Annotated in this window: 22 protein-coding genes; 11 read left to right on the top strand and 11 right to left on the bottom strand. The window is 65.7% G+C overall.

The features are described from left to right. Nucleotides 1-144 precede the first annotated feature (144 nt). Nucleotides 145-1,527, top strand: a complete 1,383-nt coding sequence (locus ACSQ24_RS04340; RefSeq protein WP_436093498.1) for an APC family permease — start codon at nt 145-147, stop codon at nt 1,525-1,527. Nucleotides 1,528-1,550: 23 nt separating this feature from the next. Beyond that, a complete protein-coding gene (locus ACSQ24_RS04335; protein ID WP_436093497.1) occupies nt 1,551-2,408 on the top strand; it encodes a class I SAM-dependent methyltransferase in 858 nt (285 codons plus the stop codon). 27 nt (nt 2,409-2,435) lie between these two features. Here ACSQ24_RS04335 and ACSQ24_RS04330 read toward each other — a convergent pair whose 3' ends face one another. The 5 genes from ACSQ24_RS04330 to ACSQ24_RS04310 all read right to left on the bottom strand — a co-directional run bounded on the left by ACSQ24_RS04330 (nt 2,436) and on the right by ACSQ24_RS04310 (nt 6,150). Further along, nucleotides 2,436-3,197 carry an ABC transporter permease gene (locus ACSQ24_RS04330; protein WP_436093496.1) on the bottom strand — a complete coding sequence of 254 codons (762 nt, stop codon included), beginning with the start codon at nt 3,195-3,197 and terminating at the stop codon, nt 2,436-2,438. Further along, nucleotides 3,194-4,120 (bottom strand): ABC transporter ATP-binding protein, encoded by a 927-nt coding sequence (locus ACSQ24_RS04325; RefSeq protein WP_436093495.1) that lies wholly within the window; start codon nt 4,118-4,120, stop codon nt 3,194-3,196. Before ACSQ24_RS04325 ends, ACSQ24_RS04330 begins: the two co-directional genes overlap by 4 nt. A gap of 295 nt (nt 4,121-4,415) precedes the next feature. Continuing rightward, on the bottom strand, nt 4,416-4,913 hold the full coding sequence (locus ACSQ24_RS04320; protein ID WP_436093494.1) for a hypothetical protein: 498 nt from the start codon (nt 4,911-4,913) through the stop codon (nt 4,416-4,418). Nucleotides 4,914-5,005: 92 nt separating this feature from the next. Continuing rightward, nucleotides 5,006-5,632: a hypothetical protein gene (locus ACSQ24_RS04315; RefSeq protein WP_436093493.1), complete on the bottom strand. Its 627-nt coding sequence runs from the start codon at nt 5,630-5,632 to the stop codon at nt 5,006-5,008. Between the two features lie 44 nt (nt 5,633-5,676). After that, nucleotides 5,677-6,150 carry a DUF29 domain-containing protein gene (locus tag ACSQ24_RS04310; protein WP_436093492.1) on the bottom strand — a complete coding sequence of 158 codons (474 nt, stop codon included), beginning with the start codon at nt 6,148-6,150 and terminating at the stop codon, nt 5,677-5,679. Nucleotides 6,151-6,377: 227 nt separating this feature from the next. On the opposite strand from ACSQ24_RS04310, the gene ACSQ24_RS04305 reads away from it, so the two are divergent. Next, the gene (locus ACSQ24_RS04305; RefSeq protein ID WP_436093491.1) at nt 6,378-7,673 is read left to right on the top strand and encodes a DUF3422 family protein; all 1,296 of its coding nucleotides are present in this window, start codon (nt 6,378-6,380) and stop codon (nt 7,671-7,673) included. A gap of 161 nt (nt 7,674-7,834) precedes the next feature. Here ACSQ24_RS04305 and ACSQ24_RS04300 read toward each other — a convergent pair whose 3' ends face one another. Then, nucleotides 7,835-8,392, bottom strand: coding sequence for a L,D-transpeptidase (locus tag ACSQ24_RS04300; RefSeq protein ID WP_436093490.1), 558 nt, complete (start codon nt 8,390-8,392; stop codon nt 7,835-7,837). Nucleotides 8,393-8,610: 218 nt separating this feature from the next. Here ACSQ24_RS04300 and ACSQ24_RS04295 point away from each other — a divergent pair, with 218 nt between their 5' ends. Continuing rightward, complete coding sequence (locus tag ACSQ24_RS04295; protein ID WP_436097820.1) at nt 8,611-9,246, top strand: class I SAM-dependent methyltransferase; 636 nt, start codon at nt 8,611-8,613, stop codon at nt 9,244-9,246. A 154-nt stretch (nt 9,247-9,400) separates the two neighbouring features. Beyond that, nucleotides 9,401-10,018: a glutathione S-transferase family protein gene (locus ACSQ24_RS04290; protein WP_436093489.1), complete on the top strand. Its 618-nt coding sequence runs from the start codon at nt 9,401-9,403 to the stop codon at nt 10,016-10,018. Between the two features lie 21 nt (nt 10,019-10,039). Here ACSQ24_RS04290 and cynS read toward each other — a convergent pair whose 3' ends face one another. Together cynS and ACSQ24_RS04280 are read right to left on the bottom strand one after the other, a co-directional pair. Beyond that, on the bottom strand, nt 10,040-10,528 hold the full coding sequence (gene cynS / locus ACSQ24_RS04285; RefSeq protein ID WP_436093488.1) for a cyanase: 489 nt from the start codon (nt 10,526-10,528) through the stop codon (nt 10,040-10,042). Between the two features lie 118 nt (nt 10,529-10,646). Continuing rightward, a complete protein-coding gene (locus tag ACSQ24_RS04280; RefSeq protein WP_436093487.1) occupies nt 10,647-11,588 on the bottom strand; it encodes a pentapeptide repeat-containing protein in 942 nt (313 codons plus the stop codon). A 242-nt stretch (nt 11,589-11,830) separates the two neighbouring features. On the opposite strand from ACSQ24_RS04280, the gene ACSQ24_RS04275 reads away from it, so the two are divergent. The 6 genes from ACSQ24_RS04275 (at nt 11,831) to ACSQ24_RS04250 (ending at nt 16,261) form a co-directional block, all read left to right on the top strand. Then, complete coding sequence (locus tag ACSQ24_RS04275) at nt 11,831-12,199, top strand: transporter (RefSeq protein WP_436093486.1); 369 nt, start codon at nt 11,831-11,833, stop codon at nt 12,197-12,199. A gap of 143 nt (nt 12,200-12,342) precedes the next feature. Next, nucleotides 12,343-13,335, top strand: a complete 993-nt coding sequence (locus tag ACSQ24_RS04270) for an NAD-dependent epimerase/dehydratase family protein (RefSeq protein WP_436093485.1) — start codon at nt 12,343-12,345, stop codon at nt 13,333-13,335. Further along, nucleotides 13,332-14,780: an aspartate aminotransferase family protein gene (locus ACSQ24_RS04265; RefSeq protein WP_436093484.1), complete on the top strand. Its 1,449-nt coding sequence runs from the start codon at nt 13,332-13,334 to the stop codon at nt 14,778-14,780. The genes ACSQ24_RS04270 and ACSQ24_RS04265 overlap by 4 nt, the downstream gene beginning before the upstream one ends. Nucleotides 14,781-15,112: 332 nt before the next feature. Then, a complete protein-coding gene (rnk, locus tag ACSQ24_RS04260) occupies nt 15,113-15,532 on the top strand; it encodes a nucleoside diphosphate kinase regulator (RefSeq protein WP_436093483.1) in 420 nt (139 codons plus the stop codon). A 76-nt stretch (nt 15,533-15,608) separates the two neighbouring features. Next, nucleotides 15,609-15,866 carry a type II toxin-antitoxin system Phd/YefM family antitoxin gene (locus tag ACSQ24_RS04255; protein WP_436093482.1) on the top strand — a complete coding sequence of 86 codons (258 nt, stop codon included), beginning with the start codon at nt 15,609-15,611 and terminating at the stop codon, nt 15,864-15,866. Then, nucleotides 15,863-16,261 carry a type II toxin-antitoxin system VapC family toxin gene (locus ACSQ24_RS04250; protein ID WP_436093481.1) on the top strand — a complete coding sequence of 133 codons (399 nt, stop codon included), beginning with the start codon at nt 15,863-15,865 and terminating at the stop codon, nt 16,259-16,261. Before ACSQ24_RS04255 ends, ACSQ24_RS04250 begins: the two co-directional genes overlap by 4 nt. A 1-nt stretch (nt 16,262) precedes the next feature. Here the strand turns inward: ACSQ24_RS04250 and ACSQ24_RS04245 are convergent, their stop codons facing one another. The 3 genes from ACSQ24_RS04245 to ACSQ24_RS04235 form a co-directional block, all read right to left on the bottom strand. Next, nucleotides 16,263-17,573: an FAD-binding oxidoreductase gene (locus tag ACSQ24_RS04245; RefSeq protein ID WP_436093480.1), complete on the bottom strand. Its 1,311-nt coding sequence runs from the start codon at nt 17,571-17,573 to the stop codon at nt 16,263-16,265. Beyond that, nucleotides 17,570-18,490, bottom strand: a complete 921-nt coding sequence (locus ACSQ24_RS04240; RefSeq protein WP_436093479.1) for a UbiA family prenyltransferase — start codon at nt 18,488-18,490, stop codon at nt 17,570-17,572. Before ACSQ24_RS04240 ends, ACSQ24_RS04245 begins: the two co-directional genes overlap by 4 nt. Before the next feature lie 143 nt (nt 18,491-18,633). Then, nucleotides 18,634-19,677, bottom strand: a complete 1,044-nt coding sequence (locus tag ACSQ24_RS04235) for an MBL fold metallo-hydrolase (protein WP_436093478.1) — start codon at nt 19,675-19,677, stop codon at nt 18,634-18,636. Nucleotides 19,678-19,881 lie beyond the last annotated feature (204 nt).

Below are 19,881 nucleotides of genomic sequence, written 5' to 3'. Positions count from 1 at the left end.
CCGTGCCCAATAAGCAGGCAGCTCGCACGACCGTGAAGGATCGCGAGCAGACTCTATCGGAATCCGGTCCGTGACGAGGTGTCGCCTCCCGGCTCTCGTCACATTCCTCGTCGCAACATCCCGGCGACGACCGTCGGAGGACCAATGTCGCGCGAAAATCGATCCGAACCGCAGCCGATCCTCTCCGTGCTCGATGCCGTCACCATCATGGTCGGCATCGTCGTCGGTATCGGGATCTTCAAGACACCGTCGCTCGTCGCGAGCAATGTCGAAAGCAACTCCGCCTTCATCGCGCTATGGGCCTTCGGCGGTTTCGTCACGTTGATCGGCGCGCTCTGCTACGCCGAGCTCGCCGCAGCCCATCCCCATGCCGGGGGAGAATATCATTTCCTGTCGCGAGCCTATGGGCGACCAGTCGCCATGCTGTTCGGCTGGGCGCGCGGCTCGGTGATCCAGACTGGAGCGATAGCGGCGGTCGCCTTCGTACTCGGCGATTACGCCTCGCAACTCCAGCCGCTCGGCCGGCACGGCACCGCGATCTACGCCAGCCTGGCGATCGTGCTGCTCACCGGCCTCAACGTCGTCGGCACGCTGCAGAGCAAGACACTGCAGATCGCTGTCACCGTCGTCGAGGTCGGCGCCATCGCCGCCATCATCCTGTTCGGCCTGTTCGCTGGTGCCGAGCCGCCGATGTCCCAGCCGGAGGCGGCGGCCCCGTCACAGACGGCCGCACTCGGCATGGCGATGATCTTCGTGCTGCTCACCTATGGCGGCTGGAACGAGGCGGCCTATCTCTCGGGCGAATTGCGCGACGCCCCACGCAAGATCGCGCGGGTCCTGGTCATCGGCACGCTCGTCATCACTGCGCTCTATGTTTTCGCCAATCTCGCTTTGCTGCAAATTCTCGGCCTGGACGGGCTACGTCGCTCCGAGGCCGTCGCCGCCGACATGATGCGGCAGGTGGCAGGCGAAGAAGGAGCGCTGCTCGTCAGCGTCGCCATCGTCGCCGCCGCGTTTTCGACGCTCAACGCCACGATCTTCACCGGTGCACGGGTCTACTACGCCATGGCGCGTGACCTGACGCTTCTGCCGCGCGTCGCGGAGTGGGACGCGCGTGGCCGCACGCCGGCCAACGGCCTGATCCTGCAGGCAATCGTGGCGCTGCTGCTCGTCCTGCTCGGCTCGGCGACCCGCGACGGCTTCCAGGCGATGGTCGACTATACCGCGCCGGTGTTCTGGGCCTTCCTGCTGCTCGTCGGTGTCGCCCTGTTCATCCTGCGCTGGCGCGAGCCCGACAGGGTGCTGCCCTTCCGCGTGCCGCTCTACCCGCTGACGCCGATCCTGTTCTGCCTGACCTGCGCGTACATGCTGCACGCGAGCCTCGCCTACACCGGCAAGGGCACTCTCGTCGGCGTCGCGGTCGTCGCCATCGGCGTGCCGATCCTGTTCTTCCAGCGCCGCTCGCCCGATCCGGCCCTGCCCGACCACCGCCCTCGCCAGCTTCGCCCCGCGCCGGCAGCCGATTGATCAACCCGCGAAAGGAACCGACGATGACGATGAAGCCGCTCCGCTCCCTCACCGCCGCGTGCGCGGTATCGCTGCTGTCGCTCGGGCTGGCCCTCGCGCAGACCGCGAGCTCGCCGTCGACCGCCCCGACCACAGCGCCTGCAAGCGAAGCCTACGAGCCGAAATCCGGCCAGGCCGGCAAGGATGTTGTCTGGGTGCCGACGCAGCAGACCCTGGTAGACACGATGCTGAACATGGCCGGTGCGACGCCGGCGGATTACGTTATCGACCTCGGCTCGGGCGACGGACGCACCGTCATCACAGCCGCCAAGCGTGGCATCCGCGCGCTCGGCATCGAATATAACCCCGATATGGTCGCGCTCTCGCAGCGCAATGCCCAGAGGGAGGGCGTGACCGAGCGCGCGACCTTCCGACAGGGTGACATCTTCGAGACCGACTTCTCCGACGCCACCGTCCTGACGCTGTTCCTGCTGCCCGAGCTCAACGTCAAGCTCCGACCCACCATCCTGAACATGAAGCCGGGCACGCGCGTCGTCTCGAACAGCTTCACCATGGACGACTGGGAATCTGACGAGAGCGTCGCATTGGCGGAGAACTGCGCCTCCTTCTGCCGCGCGCACAAATGGGTCGTCCCGGCCAAGGTCGCCGGAACCTGGCGTCTTCCCGATGGCGAACTGCGGCTGACCCAGAAGTATCAGATGCTGACCGGTACGCTGACCAGCGGCGGCAAGCGGGTCCCGATCAGCGAGGCGAAGATGAACGGCGCCGAGATCGTCTTCACCGCCGCTGGCCGCCGCTACACCGGCAAGGTCGAGAACAATCAGATCACCGGCTCGCGTGAGGGAGGCGGCAACTGGACCGCGACGCGCAGCGCAAGCTGATACGCGTCGCCCGGAGCGAGCGGCGTCTCAGTTCTTCAGCCGGTAGCCGGTCTTGAAGATCCAGGCGATCACCGCGATGCAGGCGGCGAGGAAGACCAGCGTCATGGCCAGGCTGACAGCGATGCCGACATCGGCGACGCCGTTGAAGCTCCAGCGGAAGCCGCTGATCAGGTAGACGACCGGGTTCGCCAGCGTCACCGCCCGCCAGAACGGCGGCAGCATGTCGATCGAGTAGAACGAGCCGCCGAGGAAGGTCAGCGGCGTGATGATCAGGAGCGGAATCGCCTGCAGCTTCTCGAACCCGTCTGCCCAGACGCCGATGATGAAGCCGAACAGGCTGAAGGTCGCCGCCGTCAGGATCAGGAAGAGCAGCATCCAGATCGGATGCTCGATCTTCAGCGGCACGAACAGGAAGGCGGTGGCGAGGATGATCAATCCCAGGATCACCGATTTCGTCGCGGCCGCCGCGACATAGGCGAAGACCGCCTCCCACCAGGCGACCGGCGCCGAGAGCAATTCGAAGATCGTGCCGACGAATTTCGGGAAATAGATCGCGAATGAGGCGTTGGCGATGCTCTGCGTCAAGAGCGAGAGCATGATCAGGCCGGGCACGATGAAGGCGCCATAGGGCACGCCATCGATCGCGCCCATATGCGAGCCGATCGCCGCGCCGAAGACGACAAAATAGAGCGAGGTCGAGATCACCGGCGAGAGGATGCTCTGCAGCGGCGTGCGCCAGGTGCGGGCCATCTCGAAGCGGTAGATCGCCTTGATTGCGTGCAGGTTCATGCGTTCGCCCTCAGCAGGCCGACGAAGATGTCCTCGAGCGAGGACTGGCTGGTGCGCAGGTCGCTGAAGCGGATGCCGGCGTCGGCGAGATCCTTCATCAGGGCGGTGATGCCGGTGCGCTCGGCCTTGGTGTCGTAGGTGTAGACGAGTTCCTCGCCCTCGGCCTGGAGTGTCAGGCCGTAGCCGGCCAAGGCCTCGGGCACCGCGTCCAGCCGCGTCTGCAGGTGCAAGGTGAGCTGCTTCTGGCCGAGCTTGCGCATCAGCTCGGCCTTCTCCTCGACCAGGATGATCTCGCCCTTGCTGATCACGCCGACCCGGTCGGCCATCTCCTCGGCCTCCTCGATGTAGTGCGTGGTCAGGATGATGGTGACGCCGCTATCGCGCAGGCGCCGCACCAGCTTCCACATGTCCTGCCGGAGCTCGACGTCGACGCCGGCGGTGGGCTCATCAAGGAACAGGATCTGCGGCTCGTGCGCCAGCGCCTTGGCGATCAGCACGCGCCGCTTCATGCCACCCGACAGCGTCATGATCTTGCTGTCGCGCTTGTCCCAGAGCGAGAGATCGCGCAGCACCTGCTCGACGATGGCCGGGTTCTTCGGCTTGCCGAACAGGCCGCGGCTGAACGACACCGTCGCCCAGACCGTCTCGAAGGCGTCGGTGGTCAGCTCCTGCGGCACGAGGCCGATCTGGCTGCGGGCGGCGCGATAGTCGCCGATGATGTCGTGGCCGTCGGCGAGGACCTTGCCGGTGCTCGGATTGACGATGCCGCAGACGATGCTGATCAGCGTCGTCTTGCCGGCGCCGTTCGGCCCGAGCAGGGCGAAGATCTCGCCGCGCCTGATGTCGAGCGTGACGCTCTTCAAGGCCTGGAAGCCCGAGGCATAGGTCTTCGACAGGTCGGATATCTGGATGATGGGTTGCATGGGCGAAAGCTATACTCGCAGCGCGGCACATGGGTGAAGGCGGGATGGTGCCGTTTCGCCCTGCCGGCACGACATCCCGCGACACAAGAATGGCCGGGCGAGCCCGGCCATAGCAAGTCCTTCTACCAGTTCCTGTCAGCGCATGAAGAACCAGAGCAGGATGATGATCGGGATCGGAACGCCTACCAACCACAGAATGATCGAACGCATCGGCGCTAACCCCTTGATTGTCATCGGATGAAGATGACGGGACAACGTCGTCGGCCGGCCGGCGGTTCCTCGCGCAAAGCGGATCTTATTTGTAGGCGATGCTGTCGATGATGCCCTTCATGGCGGCGTCGTGCGTCTTGTGGCCGTCGAGCGAGGCCCAATAGGTCATCATGATGATCTTGCCGCTCGGGACATTCGGATTGATCGCGACATAGCGGATGAGCGAATCGCCGTCCTTGCTCTTGGCCTTGAGCTCAGTGAACGACCAGGCCTTGCCCTTGACCTCCTGCTTCATCGTCTCGGAGGAGCCGGTGATGGTGACGCCTTCCTTGTCGAAATAGCCGTTGTGCTCCTTCTGCAGCGTCTCGATCTGATCCGGCGCGACCAGCTCGAACCAGAGATAGATCTCGTCGTCCGGCGTCTTGATCTCGACGCCGCGCTTGATCTTCGCAGTCGTCCAGGCGTCCGGCACGGTGACCACGGCGATGGGGTCGTCATCGGCAATCTGAAGCGCCCCGGCCATGGCCGGCAAGCCGCTGAACCCGACCAGCGCGACAGCGAGCGCAAAAACAATCTTCAACATCGAAACTCCCCCGGGATCGGCTCGGCCCGCGAGCCACGAGGCGAGACGTTGCGACGTCGCGCTTCACGCTGACAAGGCGGGCAGATCGCGATTCAGGCCAGTTCCGCGGCCGTAGGGTGCCAGAGCAGTTGATAGCCGTTCACAAGCGCGGCCAGCGATGACGGCGGGGTGACGGCAGTCACCAAACCGGCCGGCCGCTTCCGACTCGCGACATAGCCGGAAGGCGACCAGAGCAGGGCTTTACCCTCGCGCAAGGCGAGGAACTCGCCCTCCGGCGTGGCGATCATCGCGCCATCCGGCAGACTCGCGGCCGGCAGCTTGTGCAAGCGCTTCGTTCGGCCATCGCGCCGTTCGCGATCGAGCCGCTCGTCGATCACCGGAAAGAGCGGCACCTCGGCGAGGCCGAGCCCCGCGACCAGCGCCGCCCGGTAAGCATGCGCCTCGGCGCGCCGGCATTCGACGCAAGGGCGGTGCCCGGCGGCGAGCGCCGTCACCTCGTCGCAGAAGAACAGCTCGGTGTAGTAGCGGCCCCAGACGTTGCGCTGCCGGCCCTTGAACGAGAGCACGCAGCAGATCCATTGCTTGGTCGCAAACAGACGCGTCGGCAGCGCCTGCGTCGCCGGGTCGTGGAACTTGCCGCCGCGATTGCCGAACAGCAGGCCGCGCGCCGGATCGGCGAAGAGCGAACCATCGGGACGGATGCGATTGGGCAGTGGCATGGGCGCAATCTAACCGCACCCCTGCCCAATCTCGTCATCAGTCTTCAGGCGGTTGCCTCCGGCAACCAGTCGAAATCCCGCAACTGCACAAGCGTGTACTCGCAGCTCTCGGGGAATGTCGCGAGCGGCAAGGAGGTTTCCTCTGCGGCTTCCGAGCGCGCCTTGGCATAGCTCCGCGATACGATTTCGCCGGCCTTGGCTGCCAGGGACGGGCTTTCGTCTTCGAGCGTCTCGATCTCCGTTCGCTGGGCTCGAATCGTGACCTGCCACGAAACGCTCCGCTTCTGCGGTTGGTACTGCCACTTCAGCAAGTGCCACATCAGCACGCGGTAAGCCGAGGTGAGAGCGCGTTTGTCGCTGCGGCCCAAGCTCTCGATCTCCTCGATGATGTTCGGCAGGTCGAGTTCGGAAAACCGGCGCTGGCGCAGCAGCTCGGCCTGTTGGTAGCTCCAGAGATAAAAGTCAGTCTCGTAATCCGAAGCCGGGTCGTAAGGTGGCTTCTGCTTGGCGTAGCCCATTATCGTGCTCCCGCTGACATCGACGAGAATAGCGCGGACAAGCGCAGGCACAAAGCGAGCCGGTGATCGTCCGGCGTTCGCGCCCGTTCGGTAGGAGAGTCACGTGCCGCGCCGGATGGCGACTGCCCTTGCGACACCGTGCCGGACTCGTCGCGCTCTTCGCTTTCCGGCAAGCTTCCAGCTGCGCGGACAAGCCGAAGGGCGAGCGCGCAAAGGGGCAGGACGGCATGGACCAGACGACCGAGAGCGTTGCTCAGCCGCTCGTCGCGCACCCGTCGCGCGGCGCGATCCTCGGCGAAATCCATGCCCGCCCCTTCGCGCCGCTGGCGACGCCACAGCGATTGCTGCACTTCGCCTTCATGACCGATCAGGCGCAGGCGGCCGCCGATCGCGAGGCCCTCGCCCGCTTCTGCGCCGAGCGCGGCGTTCCGGGTCCGGCCGAGGGCGCCAAGCATCATCGCGCCCGGCTCAGTGACGTCAGCCTGCGCTGGGAGCAGCACAGCGAGTTCACCACCTACACCTGGGAATTGCCCGCGCCCGGCGCGGCCCCCTTCCTGCCGGCGAGTACCGTTCTGCCGCACGGCATGCACGCTCTGCCGCAGCCGGGGCCGCATCTGGTGGCGGCCGACCTGCATCTGCTGCCCGAGAAGGCTGCGCCCGAACTGGAAACACTCTTCGACGCGGCGAGCCTTGCGGCCTCGGTTGTCGACGGCGAGGCGGCCATCATCGCGACCGACTTCCGCGCCGGAGCCGACGGCTTCGTGCGCATCCTCGTCCTCGACCGCGAACTCACCCCGGCAAGGGCTGGCGCCCTGGCGCAGCGATTGCTCGAGATCGAGACCTATCGCGTGCTCGCGCTGCTCGGCCTGCCGGAGGCGCACCGCCTCGCCCCCTCCGTACGCCGTACCGAGGAGACGCTGGTGCACATCGCCGGCACGATGACGCAGACCGACGGGCTCGACGCCGACAACGCCCTGCTCGACGAGATGACCGCCACCGCCGCGACGATGGAATCGGAAGCCGCCTCGTCGAACTACCGCTTCGGCGCCAGCCGCGCCTATGACAGCATCGTCGGCCAGCGGCTGGAGGCGATCGGCGAGACGCCCCATGGCGGCTGGCCGACCATCGCCGCCTTCCTGTCGCGGCGGATGGCGCCGGCAATGCGCACCTGCCAGATGCTGCAGCAGCGCCAGCTCGATTTGTCGCGCCGGCTCGCCCGCGCCGCCAACCTCTTGCGCACCCGCGTCGACGTCGCGCTCGAACAGCAAAACCGCGATCTGCTCACGGCGATGAACGACCGGACCCGGCTGCAATTGCGCCTGCAGCAGACGGTCGAGGGGCTCTCGGTCGCGGCGATCGGCTATTACGTCGTCAGCCTGTTCGGCTATCTCGCCAAGGGCGCCAAGGATGCCGGCTACCTGCCGGTCGATATCGGCGTCGCGACCGCGCTGTTCGTGCCGGTCGCGCTGATCGGTGTCTGGCTGATGGTCCGGCGCATCCGCCGCGGCCACAGCGACAGCTAGGCGACTTTCGGCCGGGGCGGATCGCACAAACCGTCATTGCGAGGAGCACAGCGACGAAGCAATCCAGGGCGGCAGAGCTCTACGTCCCCCTGGATTGCTTCGCTGCGCTCGCAATGACGGTTCGGCCTGATCGGAAAGCGCCTCAGGTAGTCAGGCGTTTCTCATCGCAGCACGACGACCCTGGTGCCGGGCCTGACGCGATCATAGAGATCCGTCACGTCGCGATTGGTCATCCTGATGCAGCCCGACGAGACCGCAGCCCCGATCGTGTCGGGCTCGTTCGAGCCGTGGATGCGGTAGAGGCTCGACCCCAGATAGATCGCCCGTGCGCCGAGCGGGTTGTCCATGCCGCCGGGCATATAGCGCGGCAGATCGGGCCGGCGCTTCAGCATCGCTGCGGGCGGACGCCAATCCGGCCATTCGCGCTTGCGCGTGACGGTCTTGGTGCCGGACCAGCTGAAGCCCTGCCGGCCGACGCCGACGCCGTAGCGGATGGCCTGCCCCTGTCCGAGCACATAGTAGAGCCGCCGCTGGCTGGTCGAGACCACGACCGTGCCGGGCGCCTGCTTGCCGCTCCAGGCCACGACCTGGCGCGGCACCGGCTGTTCGCTGAAGATGTTGAGGAAGTCCGCGAGCCCGCGGCTGATCGAGTTGGAATAGGCCGACGCAGGCGTAGCGAAAGCGAGAAGCGTGGCAGTCAGAATAATGGCGCGCAGCATGACGATCCCTGCAACGCCCCCCGCCGGGATTTAACCGGAAGAGGCAAAGCGGGGTCAACCCCGGCTCAGCCGCGCCGTCCGGTGGTGGTTGAACCTGCTTGAACGATGAGGTCATCTCTCGGCAACAGGACTGTGTCACCTCGCAGCTGCCCCGCAAGCCGAGGGCCACGAACCACACCGGCTCCAAGGCCGAGCACCGCGCAGAATGGGAACACGGCATGAGCACGGCGAATGACGCCCGTTTCTGGGACCGGTCTTCACGAAACTATGCGAAGTCACCGATCTCGGATCAGGCCGGATATGAGCGCACACTGGAGCGGACGCGCGCCCTGTTGAAGCCGGACGACAGGATCCTGGAGCTGGGCTGCGGTACCGGTACGACCGCACTGCGGCTCGCGGGCGGCGTCACAAGCTATCTCGCGACGGACCTCTCCACCGAAATGATCGCCATCGCCAACGAGAAGCACGCCGCGAACCCCATCCCGACGCTCGCCTTTCGCGCGGAGACGGCGGAGGCGCTCGCCTCCGAGGCGGCAAAGTTCGATGCGGTCCTGGGCTTCAACTATCTCCATCTGGTCCGCGATCTCGCCGGCACGCTGCACAGTATTCATGCCGTGCTCGCGCCAGGCGGCCTGTTCATCTCGAAGACGCCCTGCCTCGGCGACATGAGCCCTCTCATCCGGCTCGCCTTGCCGGTGATGCGCGCGATTGGAAAGGCGCCCTATGCCGGCGTCTTCCGGGCGCAGGAGTTGAGCGATCTCATCGCCGCCACAGGCTTCGAAATCGTGAGCACGGAAAGCCATGCCAGCCGGGGCAAGGACAGCCGTCCCTTTGTCGTGGCCCGCAGGAATTGACCCAGGTGACCGGGCTGCGTGGAGCAATCCGCACTGACCTGCGTTTCGATCCAAGCCGGTCAGGCAGGGGCGCTGCGCTCCTGACAGCTCCTGACATCCATAGCCCCTATCAGCCTCGCCCATCGGTCAGGGAAACGCCAAAAGGGACGCCGCCATGCTGACCTTCTATCATTCGCCGCAATCGCGCTCGTTCTCGATCCTCTGGCTGCTCGAGGAGCTCGGCCAGCCCTACGAGATGAAGCTCGTCGATATCCGCGCCGAGGGTGGTCCGCCGGAAAGCTATCGCGCCATCCAGCCGCACAAGAAGGTGCCTGCGATCATCCATGACGGCACCACCGTCACCGAGCGCGCCGCGATCTGCCTTTATCTCACCGAGCAGTTTCCGGAAGCCGGGCTGGCGCCGGCCGTTGGCGATGCCGACCGCCCAGCCTTCCTGACCTCGCTGGTCTATACCGACGCCGTGCTCGACCCGATCATCGCGACCTCCATTCACAAGTTCAAATACGAGGCGCGCGGCTTCTCCTTCGGCTCGCATGCCGACACGGTCGCCAATCTCGCGAAGAAGCTCGGCGAGCATCCCTATGCAGCCGGCGAGCGCTTCACCGCCGCCGACACCCAGCTCGGCGCCGGCATCCATTTCGGCATGAACATCGTCGGCGTGCTGCCGCGCCTGCCGGTGTTCGAGGCCTATATGGAACGGATGATCGAGCGCCCTGCCCTGCAGCGGACCATGCAGAAGGACGGCACGCTCGAGCCTGGCCAGGTACCCTGAGACAAGCTGCCCTGAGCCTGATCAGTCTTCCTTGAAGCCGTAGTCCGGAATGCCCTGCTCGTTGCCGTAGTATTTGTACGGCAGGAACTTGCCCGACATGGCGATCCTGACCCGGTCGCCCTTGGGGTTCGGCTCGCGCTCGAAGGCGATGTTGAAGTCGATCGCCGACATGATGCCGTCGCCGAACTCCTCCTCGATCAGCGCCTTCCAGGCGGGGCCGTTGACCATCACCATCTCGTAGAAGCGGTAGATCAGCGGATCGGTCGGCGGCATCGGCGTGCCGGTGCCGCGATAAGGCACCTCGTTCAGCATGCGTTTCTCGTTTTCCGAGAGGCTGAACAGCGTCGCCGCCTTCTCGGCGAGCGGCTTCACCAGCTTCATCTGGCCGAGCAGGGCACCGATCACCAGCACCTCCGACATGCCGCCGATCTCGTCGGTGATATGTTTCCAGCTCCAGCCCTTCTCGCGCTTGATGTCGAGAATCTTCTCGGTGAGCTCTTCGCGCTTCATCTCGTCCTCACAGATCGCAGCCGCCAAGAGGGCGATGGTCAGAGAAAGAGCTAGCAAGGCGCGGGCCAGAACCGGCCAGACTGGGTAGTGAAGCGATGGTCTCCGGGTCAGCGCCGGATCAGCGCCGGCCGAACTGCAGCTGTTCCAATGCCGCGATCTGCTGCGCGACGGGAGAGACCTGGGCCGCCAGCGAAATGCCCTCGAAGTGTCGGCGGCCGCGGAAGCGGGCACGCTCGAAATTCGAGCGGCCGTCGAAAGCGGCATTGCTGAACCAGGCGCCGCGGTCGAAGCGCGCGCCGGCGAAGGTCGCCAGTTGCCCGAAACGGGCTTCCTCGAAGCCGGCATTGCCGGCGAATTCGACTTCGCCGAAATCGGCCGCAGCGGCAAACTGGCATTCGCCGAAGCCGGCCTCGCCCCCATGGCGCACGCCGCGGAACTGCGTCACGCCGTCGAAACGCGAGCCGCGGAACCAGGCGTCGCCGGAGAACTCAGCCTCGACGAAGCAGGCCACTCCCTCGCAGCGCATGTCGCGGAACTCGGCGGTGCCGTGGAGGGTCGCCGCGCCGAAATCGGCATCTCCGGCGAAGTGCGCCCGGTCGAAAAAGGCGTCGCTGCGGAAGCTCGCATCGCGGAAGCTGGCCGGGCCGTGGAAATGCGCTTCGGAAAACCAGGCATCGCCGCAGAAGGCGCTGCCGGCGAAACGGGCGGCGGCCGGAAAGATGATGCCGGCGACATTGAAGTCGCCTTCGAAGATCTCGTCGACCAGCTCGACATCGGCAAGCAGGCGCCAGAGGGCAAGGAGCGGCCCGTCGGCGCCGATCCGGCCGCGCAGCCGCGCCATCTCGCCGGCCCAGCCGTTCCAGCTCGCAGCCCCCTCTCCGAGCCGCGCCAGCGTCGCCTCGCGCCTGGCTGCCACGAAGGCGGAAGCCTCCGGCCCGGCCGCGCCATAACGCGCTGCGCGCTGCGCAGCGGCAAAGCCGGCTTGATGCGGCCGTGCCCAGGAATTCACCTGCAGCAGTTCGGCGCGCATATCGGGCACGAGCCGGAACAGACTGGCCATATCGGAGGGCACCCTCGGTTAACGATTCATTAGCCATAAGCGAGCCGCCGACATGGTTCAATCGCCGCGTTGTCCGCCAACACCGCCTTCCGTGCGCCGCCGCGCGCGCATCTCCTGCGGTTTCATCGTTCGGCGCAGCACACTCTTAAGGTTACAGGGCGATAACCTTCTGTAGCGTAAGGCATTTGAAGTAGTTTCTGCGCGATCCAAGGCTGCATCTGCCACCCGGAACTCCAGCGCCGATGAACGCCTACCTGCCGTTGATCCTGTTCACGGTGCTGACCAACGCAGCGGCGCAACTGATGCTGAAGCGCGGCATGGGCGGGGTCGGGGCGCTCGATGTCGGCAATGACGGACTGATTCCCACCATCTTCCGCGTCGTCTTCAACCCCTTCGTCTTCGCTGGGCTATGCACCTTCGTGGTGAGCATGGCCTCGCACCTGATCGTGCTATCGAAGGTACAGATCAGCTACGCGTACCCGTTCTTGAGCCTCGCCTACGTCGTGGTCGCCGTTTACGCCTACTTCGTCTTCCAGGAGGATCTGAGCCCGGCGCGCATCGCCGGCATCGGCTTCATCGTCCTGGGCACCGTTTTCATTGCACAGAGCTGAGGGACGTCATGGACCTGTTCGCCCGCTTCATTCTCCGTCTCGGCACTCTCTTCGCTCCGGCCCAGCCGCAGCTGAAGCCGATCCCGGTCCCGGCACGCCGCCCCGACGCGCGACGCTGACGCTAAACAGCAGCGAAACGAGACATGAAGCACATCATCATCGGCGGCGACGGCTTTGTCGGCTCGCGCCTGGCGGCGGATCTCGCCGCCATGGGCGAGGAGGTTCTCGTCTGCGACATCCAGAAGAGTGCCCATCCGCACTATGGCAAGGTGCCGTTCCAGCGCGCCGACGTGACCGATCCGGCGAGCCTCGAGAGCATCGCGCTGACGCCCGATGATCTCGTCTACAACCTCTCGGCCAAGATGCTGTCGCCGATCGTGACCCGGAAGGAACGCCACAACTTCTTCTGGCCGGTGAATTACCACGGCACACAGAACATCCTGACCTGGATGGAGACAAACGGCGCCAATCGGCTCGTCCACTTCACCACCGACATGATCTACGGCCATTCGGTCACCGTCCCGCAGGACGAGACCCATCCGGCCAAGCCGCTCGGCGAATATGGCGAGAGCAAGCTCGCGACCGAAGCGCTCTGCCAGACCTATCGCGACAAGGGCTTCCGCATCCCGATCTTCCGGCCGCGCCTGATCATCGGGCCGGGCCGCCTGGGCATCCTGGTCAAGCTGTTCAAGCTGATCGACATGAATCTGCCGGTGCCGATGATCGGTTCAGGGAACAACCCCTACCAGTTCATCTCGGTCTTCGACTGCGCCAGCGCCTGCATCGCCGCGTGGAAGGCGGATTTTCCGAACAGCGCCTATAATCTCGGCTCGGACGATCCGCCGCCGGTCAAGAAGCTGCTCGGCGACCTGATCAAGCATGCCGGCTCGAAGTCGATCCTGCTGCCGACGCCGGCCTCGCTGGTCAAGCTGACGCTGAATGGCCTCGATGCGATCAACCTGCCGATCATGGATCCCGAGCAGTACATGATCGCCGACGAGATCTGCATCCTCGACACCTCCAAGGCCAAGCGCGAGCTCGGCTGGGCGCCGCAACATCGCGACGAGGACATGCTGATGGCGGCCTATACCGAATACCGCAAGGCCAGGGACGAACAGAGGAGGAAGGCCGCATGAGCATGCCCGCCTACAAGACGGACGAGGCAGCCCCGCAGCCCTCGCGCCCGCAATTGCTCAGCGTCGAAGCCGCCAAGCAACTCGACGCCCAGCAGGTCAAGGAGCTCTTCACCGCCCATATCAATCCGGGCCAGGTGCATTTCCTCAAGCTGCTCGGCTTCGACAATATCCTCGTCGATCGCGCCGAGGGCATGCACTACATCACCAGGGATGGCCGCAAGATCCTCGATTTCTTCGGCGGCTTCTGCTCGGTCGCCTTCGGCCACAACCATCCGCGCATCGTCGCCGCGCGGAAGAAATTCCAGGACGAGAACCGCCATGAGATCTGCATGGCGTTCATGTCGCAATACGCCTCGGCGCTGGCGAAGAACCTCGCCACCATCTCGCCCGGCGATCTCGACATGGTCTTCCTCGGCTCGACCGGCTCGGAGGCGATGGAAGCCGCGCTGAAGGTCGCCGAGCAGGCGCAGGGACCGGCCAAATCCAAGATCCTGCACGCCGCCAACTCCTTCCACGGCAAGACCAAGGGCGTGCTCTCGGTCACCGACTCGACGCTCTACCAGTCGCAGTTCAAGCTGGTCGAGAACCGGGTGAAGGTGCCCTTCGGCGACATCGAGGCAGTGCGGCGAGCGCTCGAGAGCGATCCCAGCATCGGCATCGTCGTGATGGAGACGATCCAGGGCGGCGGCGGCATCGTCGAGGCACCGGACGGTTTTTGGCGGCAATTGCGCGCGCTCTGCGACAAGCACGGCGTGCTCTGGATCGCCGACGAGGTGCAATGCGGGCTCGGCCGCACCGGCCAGTTCTTCGCCTTCGAGCGTGACGGCGTCGTTCCGGACGTGACCGCGCTCGCCAAGGCACTCGGCGGCTCGAAGGCGGCGATGGGCGCGATGATCGCCCGCCGCGAGCTCTACATGAAGGCCTATGGCAAGCCGAAGACGGCGCTGATCCATGCCCAGGCCACCTTCGGCGGCATGGGCGAAGCCTGCGTCAGCGCCATCGAGGCCCTCAACGTCCTCTATGACGAGGACCTGATGGGCAATGCGAAGCGCCAGGGCGACTACCTGATCGAGCGCCTGAACGAATTGCGCGCCAAGCATCCGACCCTGCTCAAGGAGATTCGCGGCCGCGGCCTGATGATCGGCGTCGAGTTCCAGGACATCAGCGAGGCGATGCCCTTCGGCGTGAAGCACATGGTCGCGCTGCTCGACGACAAGCTGAAGGGCTCGCTCTGCGGCTTCATCGGCGCGCTCCTCCTGAAGGATTACGACGTGCTCGTCGCCTTCACCGAGTACAACCGCAACGTCATCCGGCTCGAACCGCCGCTGATCGTCACCCGCGAGCAGTGCGATCAGTTCATCGATGCACTCGACGACCTGCTCTCGCGCGGCATCACCCGCATCGTCACCGACTATCTGCGCAAGGTCGCGGTGGCGAAGGGCTGAGCCAGGTTGACTACTCCGCTTGTTGAAGGGCCGGCTCACGCCGGCCCTTTTGCTTTGAGCCCGAAGCACCGCCCTACCTTGACAGCAAGGCGCTCGCCCCCAAGTCTATTGGTATGACGACGAAGCCCAATCTCGTGATCCGGATCGCCCCGATCGCGGAATCCTAGCCCCGGACTCGGCCCGAGCGCGCCCCGAGTCCAGGGGCGTCGCCGATGTTGTCCCTTCTCGGTGCAGCATGGGCCCCAAGGCGTCTCTCCCCAAAAAACCCTTTTGAACTTGCCGGTCGCGCTCTGGCGCCGCCGTCGCGCGCGCCATCGCAGGATACAAGGCCCATGACCCAACTGACCCAGAAGACCCATCGCAAGCCGAAGATCATCGTCAGCGAGATCGACCATGAGCGCCTGACCGGCCTCGCCACCACGGCGCTCGAGCGCGTGCCCGAGGTCGCCGAGGAACTGCTCGCCGAGATGGACCGCGCCAAGGTCGTCGCGCCCGGCAAGCTGCCGGCCGATGTCGTGCGCATGGGCTCCTTCGTCACCTTCGATTCGGACAGCGCCCAGCATCGCCGCGTCCAGCTCGTCTATCCCGGCGAGGCCGATATCGAGCAGGGCCGCATCTCGGTGCTGACCCCGATCGGCGCCGCGCTGATCGGCCTCGCCGCCGGCCAGTCGATCGCCTGGACCGCCCGCGATGGCAAGAAGCACCTGCTGACGGTGACGGCGGTCGAGCAGGCGGCAATGACTGCAGCCTGAAGCTCGTCTTCCTCAGCTCTCCTTGATATGGACTATCGAATAGTCCATATTAGGGGATATTGGAGGTCGCTTTGGCATGCGCATATCCGTCACCGACGCAAAGGCCCAACTGACCGAGTTGGTCCGCCGGGCCGAGGCGGGCGAGGCTGTCGTTCTGACCCGGCACGGTCAGGAGGCTGTGCGTCTCGTTCCGGTGCGGCGCGCGATCGGACGAGCTGAGCGCCGCGTGCTGATGGAGCGCGTGCGGCTTTCGGGAGCGGAGAAGACTCTGGCCGGGCCGGACGCGGCGCGCAGTCAGGACTTCCTCTACGACGATGGCGGCATGCCGCGATGATCGTCGTCGACACCTCGGCGCTGATGGCGATCGTGCTCGACGAGCCCGAGGCAGAGCGTTGCATGACCACGCTCGCCGAGGAGCCGAACCTCTCGATCTCGGCGGTGACCGTTGCCGAGGCGCTGATCGTGGCGGAGCGGCGCGGCGTGCAGGCCGAGATGGCGGACTTGCTCGGCGGCCTCGGCTTTGCGGTCGAGACGGCTGACCTTTCGACCGCGCACGGCGTCGCCGAGGCCTATCGCGCCTGGGGCAAGGGCGTCGCTCCGGCCGGGCTCAACTTCGGCGATTGCTTCGCCTATCAGCTGGCGCGGCAGCATGATTGCCCGCTGCTCTTCGTCGGCGACGACTTTAACCGCACGGACATCGTTGCAGCCGGCACGGCCGGACCGGGCTGAGCTAGCCGCCCGTCACCCGCCGCCAGAAGCTCGACGAGAAGCCGGGATCGATATGGCGCGCGAAGTCGCGCCAATGCGGGAAGGAGGCCTCGAAGGTCTCAGCCGACATGCGCGCGTCCTTGTAGGGATTGACCCGTCCGCCAGCCTCGATCGCGATTCGGTCGAGCGCATCGAGCAGCTTCAGGGTGCGCTCGCCGCGATGCGGGAAGTCGAGCGTCAGCGTCGCGCCGGGGATCGGGAAGGACATCATCCCCGGCGAGGGCACGTCGCCGAACAGCTTCAGCACGGTGAGGAACGAGCTCTCGCCCGCCCTCAGCGTCAGGCGCAGCATCTCGTCTACCGCCTCGCGCGCAGTCGCCATCGGCACGGCGCACTGGAACTGGCGCAGACCCTTCGGCCCATAGGCGCGGTTCCAGTCGCGGATGCGGTCGAGCGGGTAGAAGAACGGGCGATAGGCGAGGCGCCGCGGCTCCGGCGTCCGCGGCTGTGCGGCGCGATAGAGCGCGTTGAAGGCGCGCAAGCTCAGCCGATTGATCAGCGCAAAGGGCGGCTTGAGCGGGAACGGCAAGGTCGGCGCGGCCTTCGCCGGCGGAGCGTCGGAGGCCGGCGCATGATTGGCGCGGAAGAACACGCCGCGCCCGAAATGCCGGCCGCCGGCGAGTGAATCGACCCAGGCGACAGTGTAGTCATGCGTCGCGTCGGACGCTGCCGCGATGGCGAAGAAGGCATCGAACCCGTCGAAATGGATCGCTTCCTGCAGTATCTCTGCGGAATCAACTGGCATCAGTTGCAACTCGACCTGCGTAACGAGCCCGGTCAGCCCCATCCCGCCGATCGTCGCGGCGAAGAGCTCGGCATTCTCGATCGGCGAGCAGGTCAGTACTGAGCCGTCCGAGCGGGCGAGCTCGAAGCTGCGCACTTGCCGCCCGAAGGTGCCGGCGCGGTGATGGTTCTTGCCGTGGACGTCGTTGGCGAGTGCCCCGGCGATGGTAACGAGACTGGTGCCGGGCGTCACCGGCGGAAACCAGCCGGCCGGGACGCAGAGCTTCAGCACCTCGTCGAGCAGCACCCCGGCCTCGCAAACCATGATCCCCGTCTCGACGTCAAAGGAGAGGACACGGCCGAGCCGGCGCGCCACGATCAGGCCGCCGCCATCGTTCAGGCAGGAATCGCCATAAGAGCGGCCATTGCCATAGGCCAGCACAGGCGGATTGCTTTGGCGCCCGGCGAGCCAGTCATCCGGCTCAATCAGCGCGGAATCCCTGGCCTCCAGCCCGCCCCAGGAGCGCAGGACAGCGCGCTCATCGCTCACGGCAACACTTTCGCTCCGACCATGATCACGACGACGACCGCGCCCATCAGCTGGCTGCGCCAATCCCGGATCATGAACATCAGCGGATCGTCCGGCATAGTGCCGCGCCGGGCCAGGAACCACATGCGCGCCATCTGGTAGAGGATGATCGGGCAGACCAGCCAGATCATCTCGGGATGGCGATAGAGTTGCTTGACCGCGGCGCTGTCGACATAGAGCGCCATGATCAGCGCGCAGGTGCAGCCCGAGGCCATGCCGAGCTGCGACAGCGCCTCGATATCCTCGGCGTGATAGCCTCGGCCCGCCTTCTTCAGCCCGGACTGATCCTGAGTGATGCGCAGCTCCGCGTAACGCTTCATCAGCGCCAGACTCAGGAACAGGAACATCGAGAAGGCAAGCAGCCAGGACGAGATCGGAACCGCTGCCGCCGCATTGCCGGCGATGATGCGCATCGTGTGCAGGGAGGCGAGGCCGAGCACGTCGACCAGGAGCTTGCGCTTCAGCACGAAGAGATAGGCGAGCGCCAATACGAGATAGGCGCCCCAGGCCATCAGATAGAGGTCCGGCCGCGGCAGCAGCGCCGTCAGCGCGACCGAGACGATCAGCAGGCAAGGCACCATCGCATAGGCCTGGCTCTTGCTGATCTCGCCGGCGGCGAGCGGGCGCCTGCACTTGGTCGGATGACGGCGGTCGGCCTCGATGTCCATGATGTCGTTGAGCAGGTAGATCGACGACGCCATCAGCGAGAACGAGACGAAGGCGACGAGACCGTAGAGCAGCGCCTTCGAGGCGAAAACATCGTGGTTGAGCAGTATCGGCACGAAGACGAGGCCGTTCTTCGCCCAATGATGCGGTCGCATCGCCCGAAGCATCGCCGGTAGCGCCATGGTCCCCGTCGTCGTCACTGCCGAACACATGACGCAGGCTGGGTCCGGGTTGTTCCGAACCGCCCGCGCGCTCATCACGTGCATTGATGCCGCGGGAATCCTAATTCCGCGTGGACCGGCGGACGCAGCACAGCCGCCTTCTCGGATCATCCTTAATTTTAAATGTGCCGATCTCAGCCCGCCGTGACCCGCATGATGCCGGCCTTCGGCTCGGCCCAGCGCAACTCACCCTGCCGCAGCATCGCGTTCACATGCGCGAACACCTCGCTGAAGGCGAAGGAGAGCTGGTGCGGATCGAGCGGCCGGGTGAACATCACCGGCACCAATTCGGCGACCGAATGCGGCCCCTCGGCGACGGCGTCGGCGATCAGCCGGCAGCGTTCGCCATGATGGGCGGCGAGCGCAGCGCAGCGCTCCGCAAGTCCGTAGAACGGCAATTGATGTCCGGGCAGCACCAGCGCCCCCGGCGGGATCGCTCGCGGCAGCTCCTTCAGCGAGCGCAGATAAAGGCCGAGCGGATCGCCCTCGGGGTCGACCGCCCAGACGCTGATATTGGGCGTGATCTTGGCCAGCACCTGGTCCGCCGCCAGGAAGACATTGGCCTCCGGGCAATGGAACATCAGCTGCTCCGGCGCGTGGCCATCGCCCGACAGCACGAAGAAATCACGGCCGCCGATTCTCAGCACGTCGCCCGCGACGATGCGGGTGAAGGTCGGCGGCAACGGCGTGACCTGGCGGAGATAGCCATGGCCGAGCGTCGAGACGACCGAAGTCACCTCGGCGGAGAGGCCGTGGCGCAGATAGAAGTCCTTGTAGACCGGCGCTTCGGAGGCGCCGGGACTGAGCGAGATGTTGAGGCAGCCGAGATAGCTGGTCTGGCTGGTCAGGAGCGGCGTCCCGAAGCGCTCATGCAGCCAGCCGGCGAGGCCGATATGGTCGGGATGGAAATGCGTGACGAACAGCCGGGTCAGGCGCTTGCCGGCGAGCGCACCCGCCATCAGCGCCAGCCAGGCCTGCCTGGTCGCCTCGTCGCCGATGCCGGTGTCGATCACGGCGAAGCCGTCGCCATCCTCGATCAGGTAGATGTTGACGTGGTCGAGCCGGAACGGCAGCGCGATCCTGGCCCAGAAGATGCCGGGCGCGACCTCGATCAGCTGGCCCGGCGCCGGCGGCTCGGGGAAGGGGAAGATCAGGCCGTGGGGATCGGGAGCGTGCAACTTGGTCAGCCCTGAACAAATTTCTTACGGGTTCATAGCAGCCAGAGATCGCTCCGGACAGCGCTTGTTAAGCCTCAAGCTGCATCATCGGGATCGAGTTGACAGACCCAGACCAGTCATCCCGGACAAGCCGCGTCAGCGGCGCCGATCCGGGATCCATTCCTGAACGGTTCCGGAATGGGTCCCGGGTCTCCCTTCGGTCGC

The sequence above is a fragment of the Allobosea sp. LjRoot237 genome, from assembly GCF_964253285.1.
In the GTDB taxonomy this organism is placed as follows: Bacteria; Pseudomonadota; Alphaproteobacteria; order Rhizobiales; family Beijerinckiaceae; genus Allobosea.
This window is presented reverse-complemented; position numbering and strand designations above follow the sequence as displayed.

Excerpts from the sequence above, each read along its gene's own strand:
- ACSQ24_RS04340 (WP_436093498.1), top strand. The coding sequence starts at position 145 with ATGTCGCGCGAAAATCGATCCGAACCGCAGCCGATCCTCTCCGTGCTC.
- ACSQ24_RS04335 (WP_436093497.1), top strand. The coding sequence starts at position 1,551 with ATGACGATGAAGCCGCTCCGCTCCCTCACCGCCGCGTGCGCGGTATCG.
- ACSQ24_RS04330 (WP_436093496.1), bottom strand. The coding sequence starts at position 3,197 with ATGAACCTGCACGCAATCAAGGCGATCTACCGCTTCGAGATGGCCCGC.
- ACSQ24_RS04325 (WP_436093495.1), bottom strand. The coding sequence starts at position 4,120 with ATGCAACCCATCATCCAGATATCCGACCTGTCGAAGACCTATGCCTCG.
- ACSQ24_RS04320 (WP_436093494.1), bottom strand. The coding sequence starts at position 4,913 with ATGTTGAAGATTGTTTTTGCGCTCGCTGTCGCGCTGGTCGGGTTCAGC.
- ACSQ24_RS04315 (WP_436093493.1), bottom strand. The coding sequence starts at position 5,632 with ATGCCACTGCCCAATCGCATCCGTCCCGATGGTTCGCTCTTCGCCGAT.
- ACSQ24_RS04310 (WP_436093492.1), bottom strand. The coding sequence starts at position 6,150 with ATGGGCTACGCCAAGCAGAAGCCACCTTACGACCCGGCTTCGGATTAC.
- ACSQ24_RS04305 (WP_436093491.1), top strand. The coding sequence starts at position 6,378 with ATGGACCAGACGACCGAGAGCGTTGCTCAGCCGCTCGTCGCGCACCCG.
- ACSQ24_RS04300 (WP_436093490.1), bottom strand. The coding sequence starts at position 8,392 with ATGCTGCGCGCCATTATTCTGACTGCCACGCTTCTCGCTTTCGCTACG.
- ACSQ24_RS04295 (WP_436097820.1), top strand. The coding sequence starts at position 8,611 with ATGAGCACGGCGAATGACGCCCGTTTCTGGGACCGGTCTTCACGAAAC.
- ACSQ24_RS04290 (WP_436093489.1), top strand. The coding sequence starts at position 9,401 with ATGCTGACCTTCTATCATTCGCCGCAATCGCGCTCGTTCTCGATCCTC.
- cynS (WP_436093488.1), bottom strand. The coding sequence starts at position 10,528 with ATGAAGCGCGAAGAGCTCACCGAGAAGATTCTCGACATCAAGCGCGAG.
- ACSQ24_RS04280 (WP_436093487.1), bottom strand. The coding sequence starts at position 11,588 with ATGGCCAGTCTGTTCCGGCTCGTGCCCGATATGCGCGCCGAACTGCTG.
- ACSQ24_RS04275 (WP_436093486.1), top strand. The coding sequence starts at position 11,831 with ATGAACGCCTACCTGCCGTTGATCCTGTTCACGGTGCTGACCAACGCA.
- ACSQ24_RS04270 (WP_436093485.1), top strand. The coding sequence starts at position 12,343 with ATGAAGCACATCATCATCGGCGGCGACGGCTTTGTCGGCTCGCGCCTG.
- ACSQ24_RS04265 (WP_436093484.1), top strand. The coding sequence starts at position 13,332 with ATGAGCATGCCCGCCTACAAGACGGACGAGGCAGCCCCGCAGCCCTCG.
- rnk (WP_436093483.1), top strand. The coding sequence starts at position 15,113 with ATGACCCAACTGACCCAGAAGACCCATCGCAAGCCGAAGATCATCGTC.
- ACSQ24_RS04255 (WP_436093482.1), top strand. The coding sequence starts at position 15,609 with ATGCGCATATCCGTCACCGACGCAAAGGCCCAACTGACCGAGTTGGTC.
- ACSQ24_RS04250 (WP_436093481.1), top strand. The coding sequence starts at position 15,863 with ATGATCGTCGTCGACACCTCGGCGCTGATGGCGATCGTGCTCGACGAG.
- ACSQ24_RS04240 (WP_436093479.1), bottom strand. The coding sequence starts at position 18,490 with ATGTGTTCGGCAGTGACGACGACGGGGACCATGGCGCTACCGGCGATG.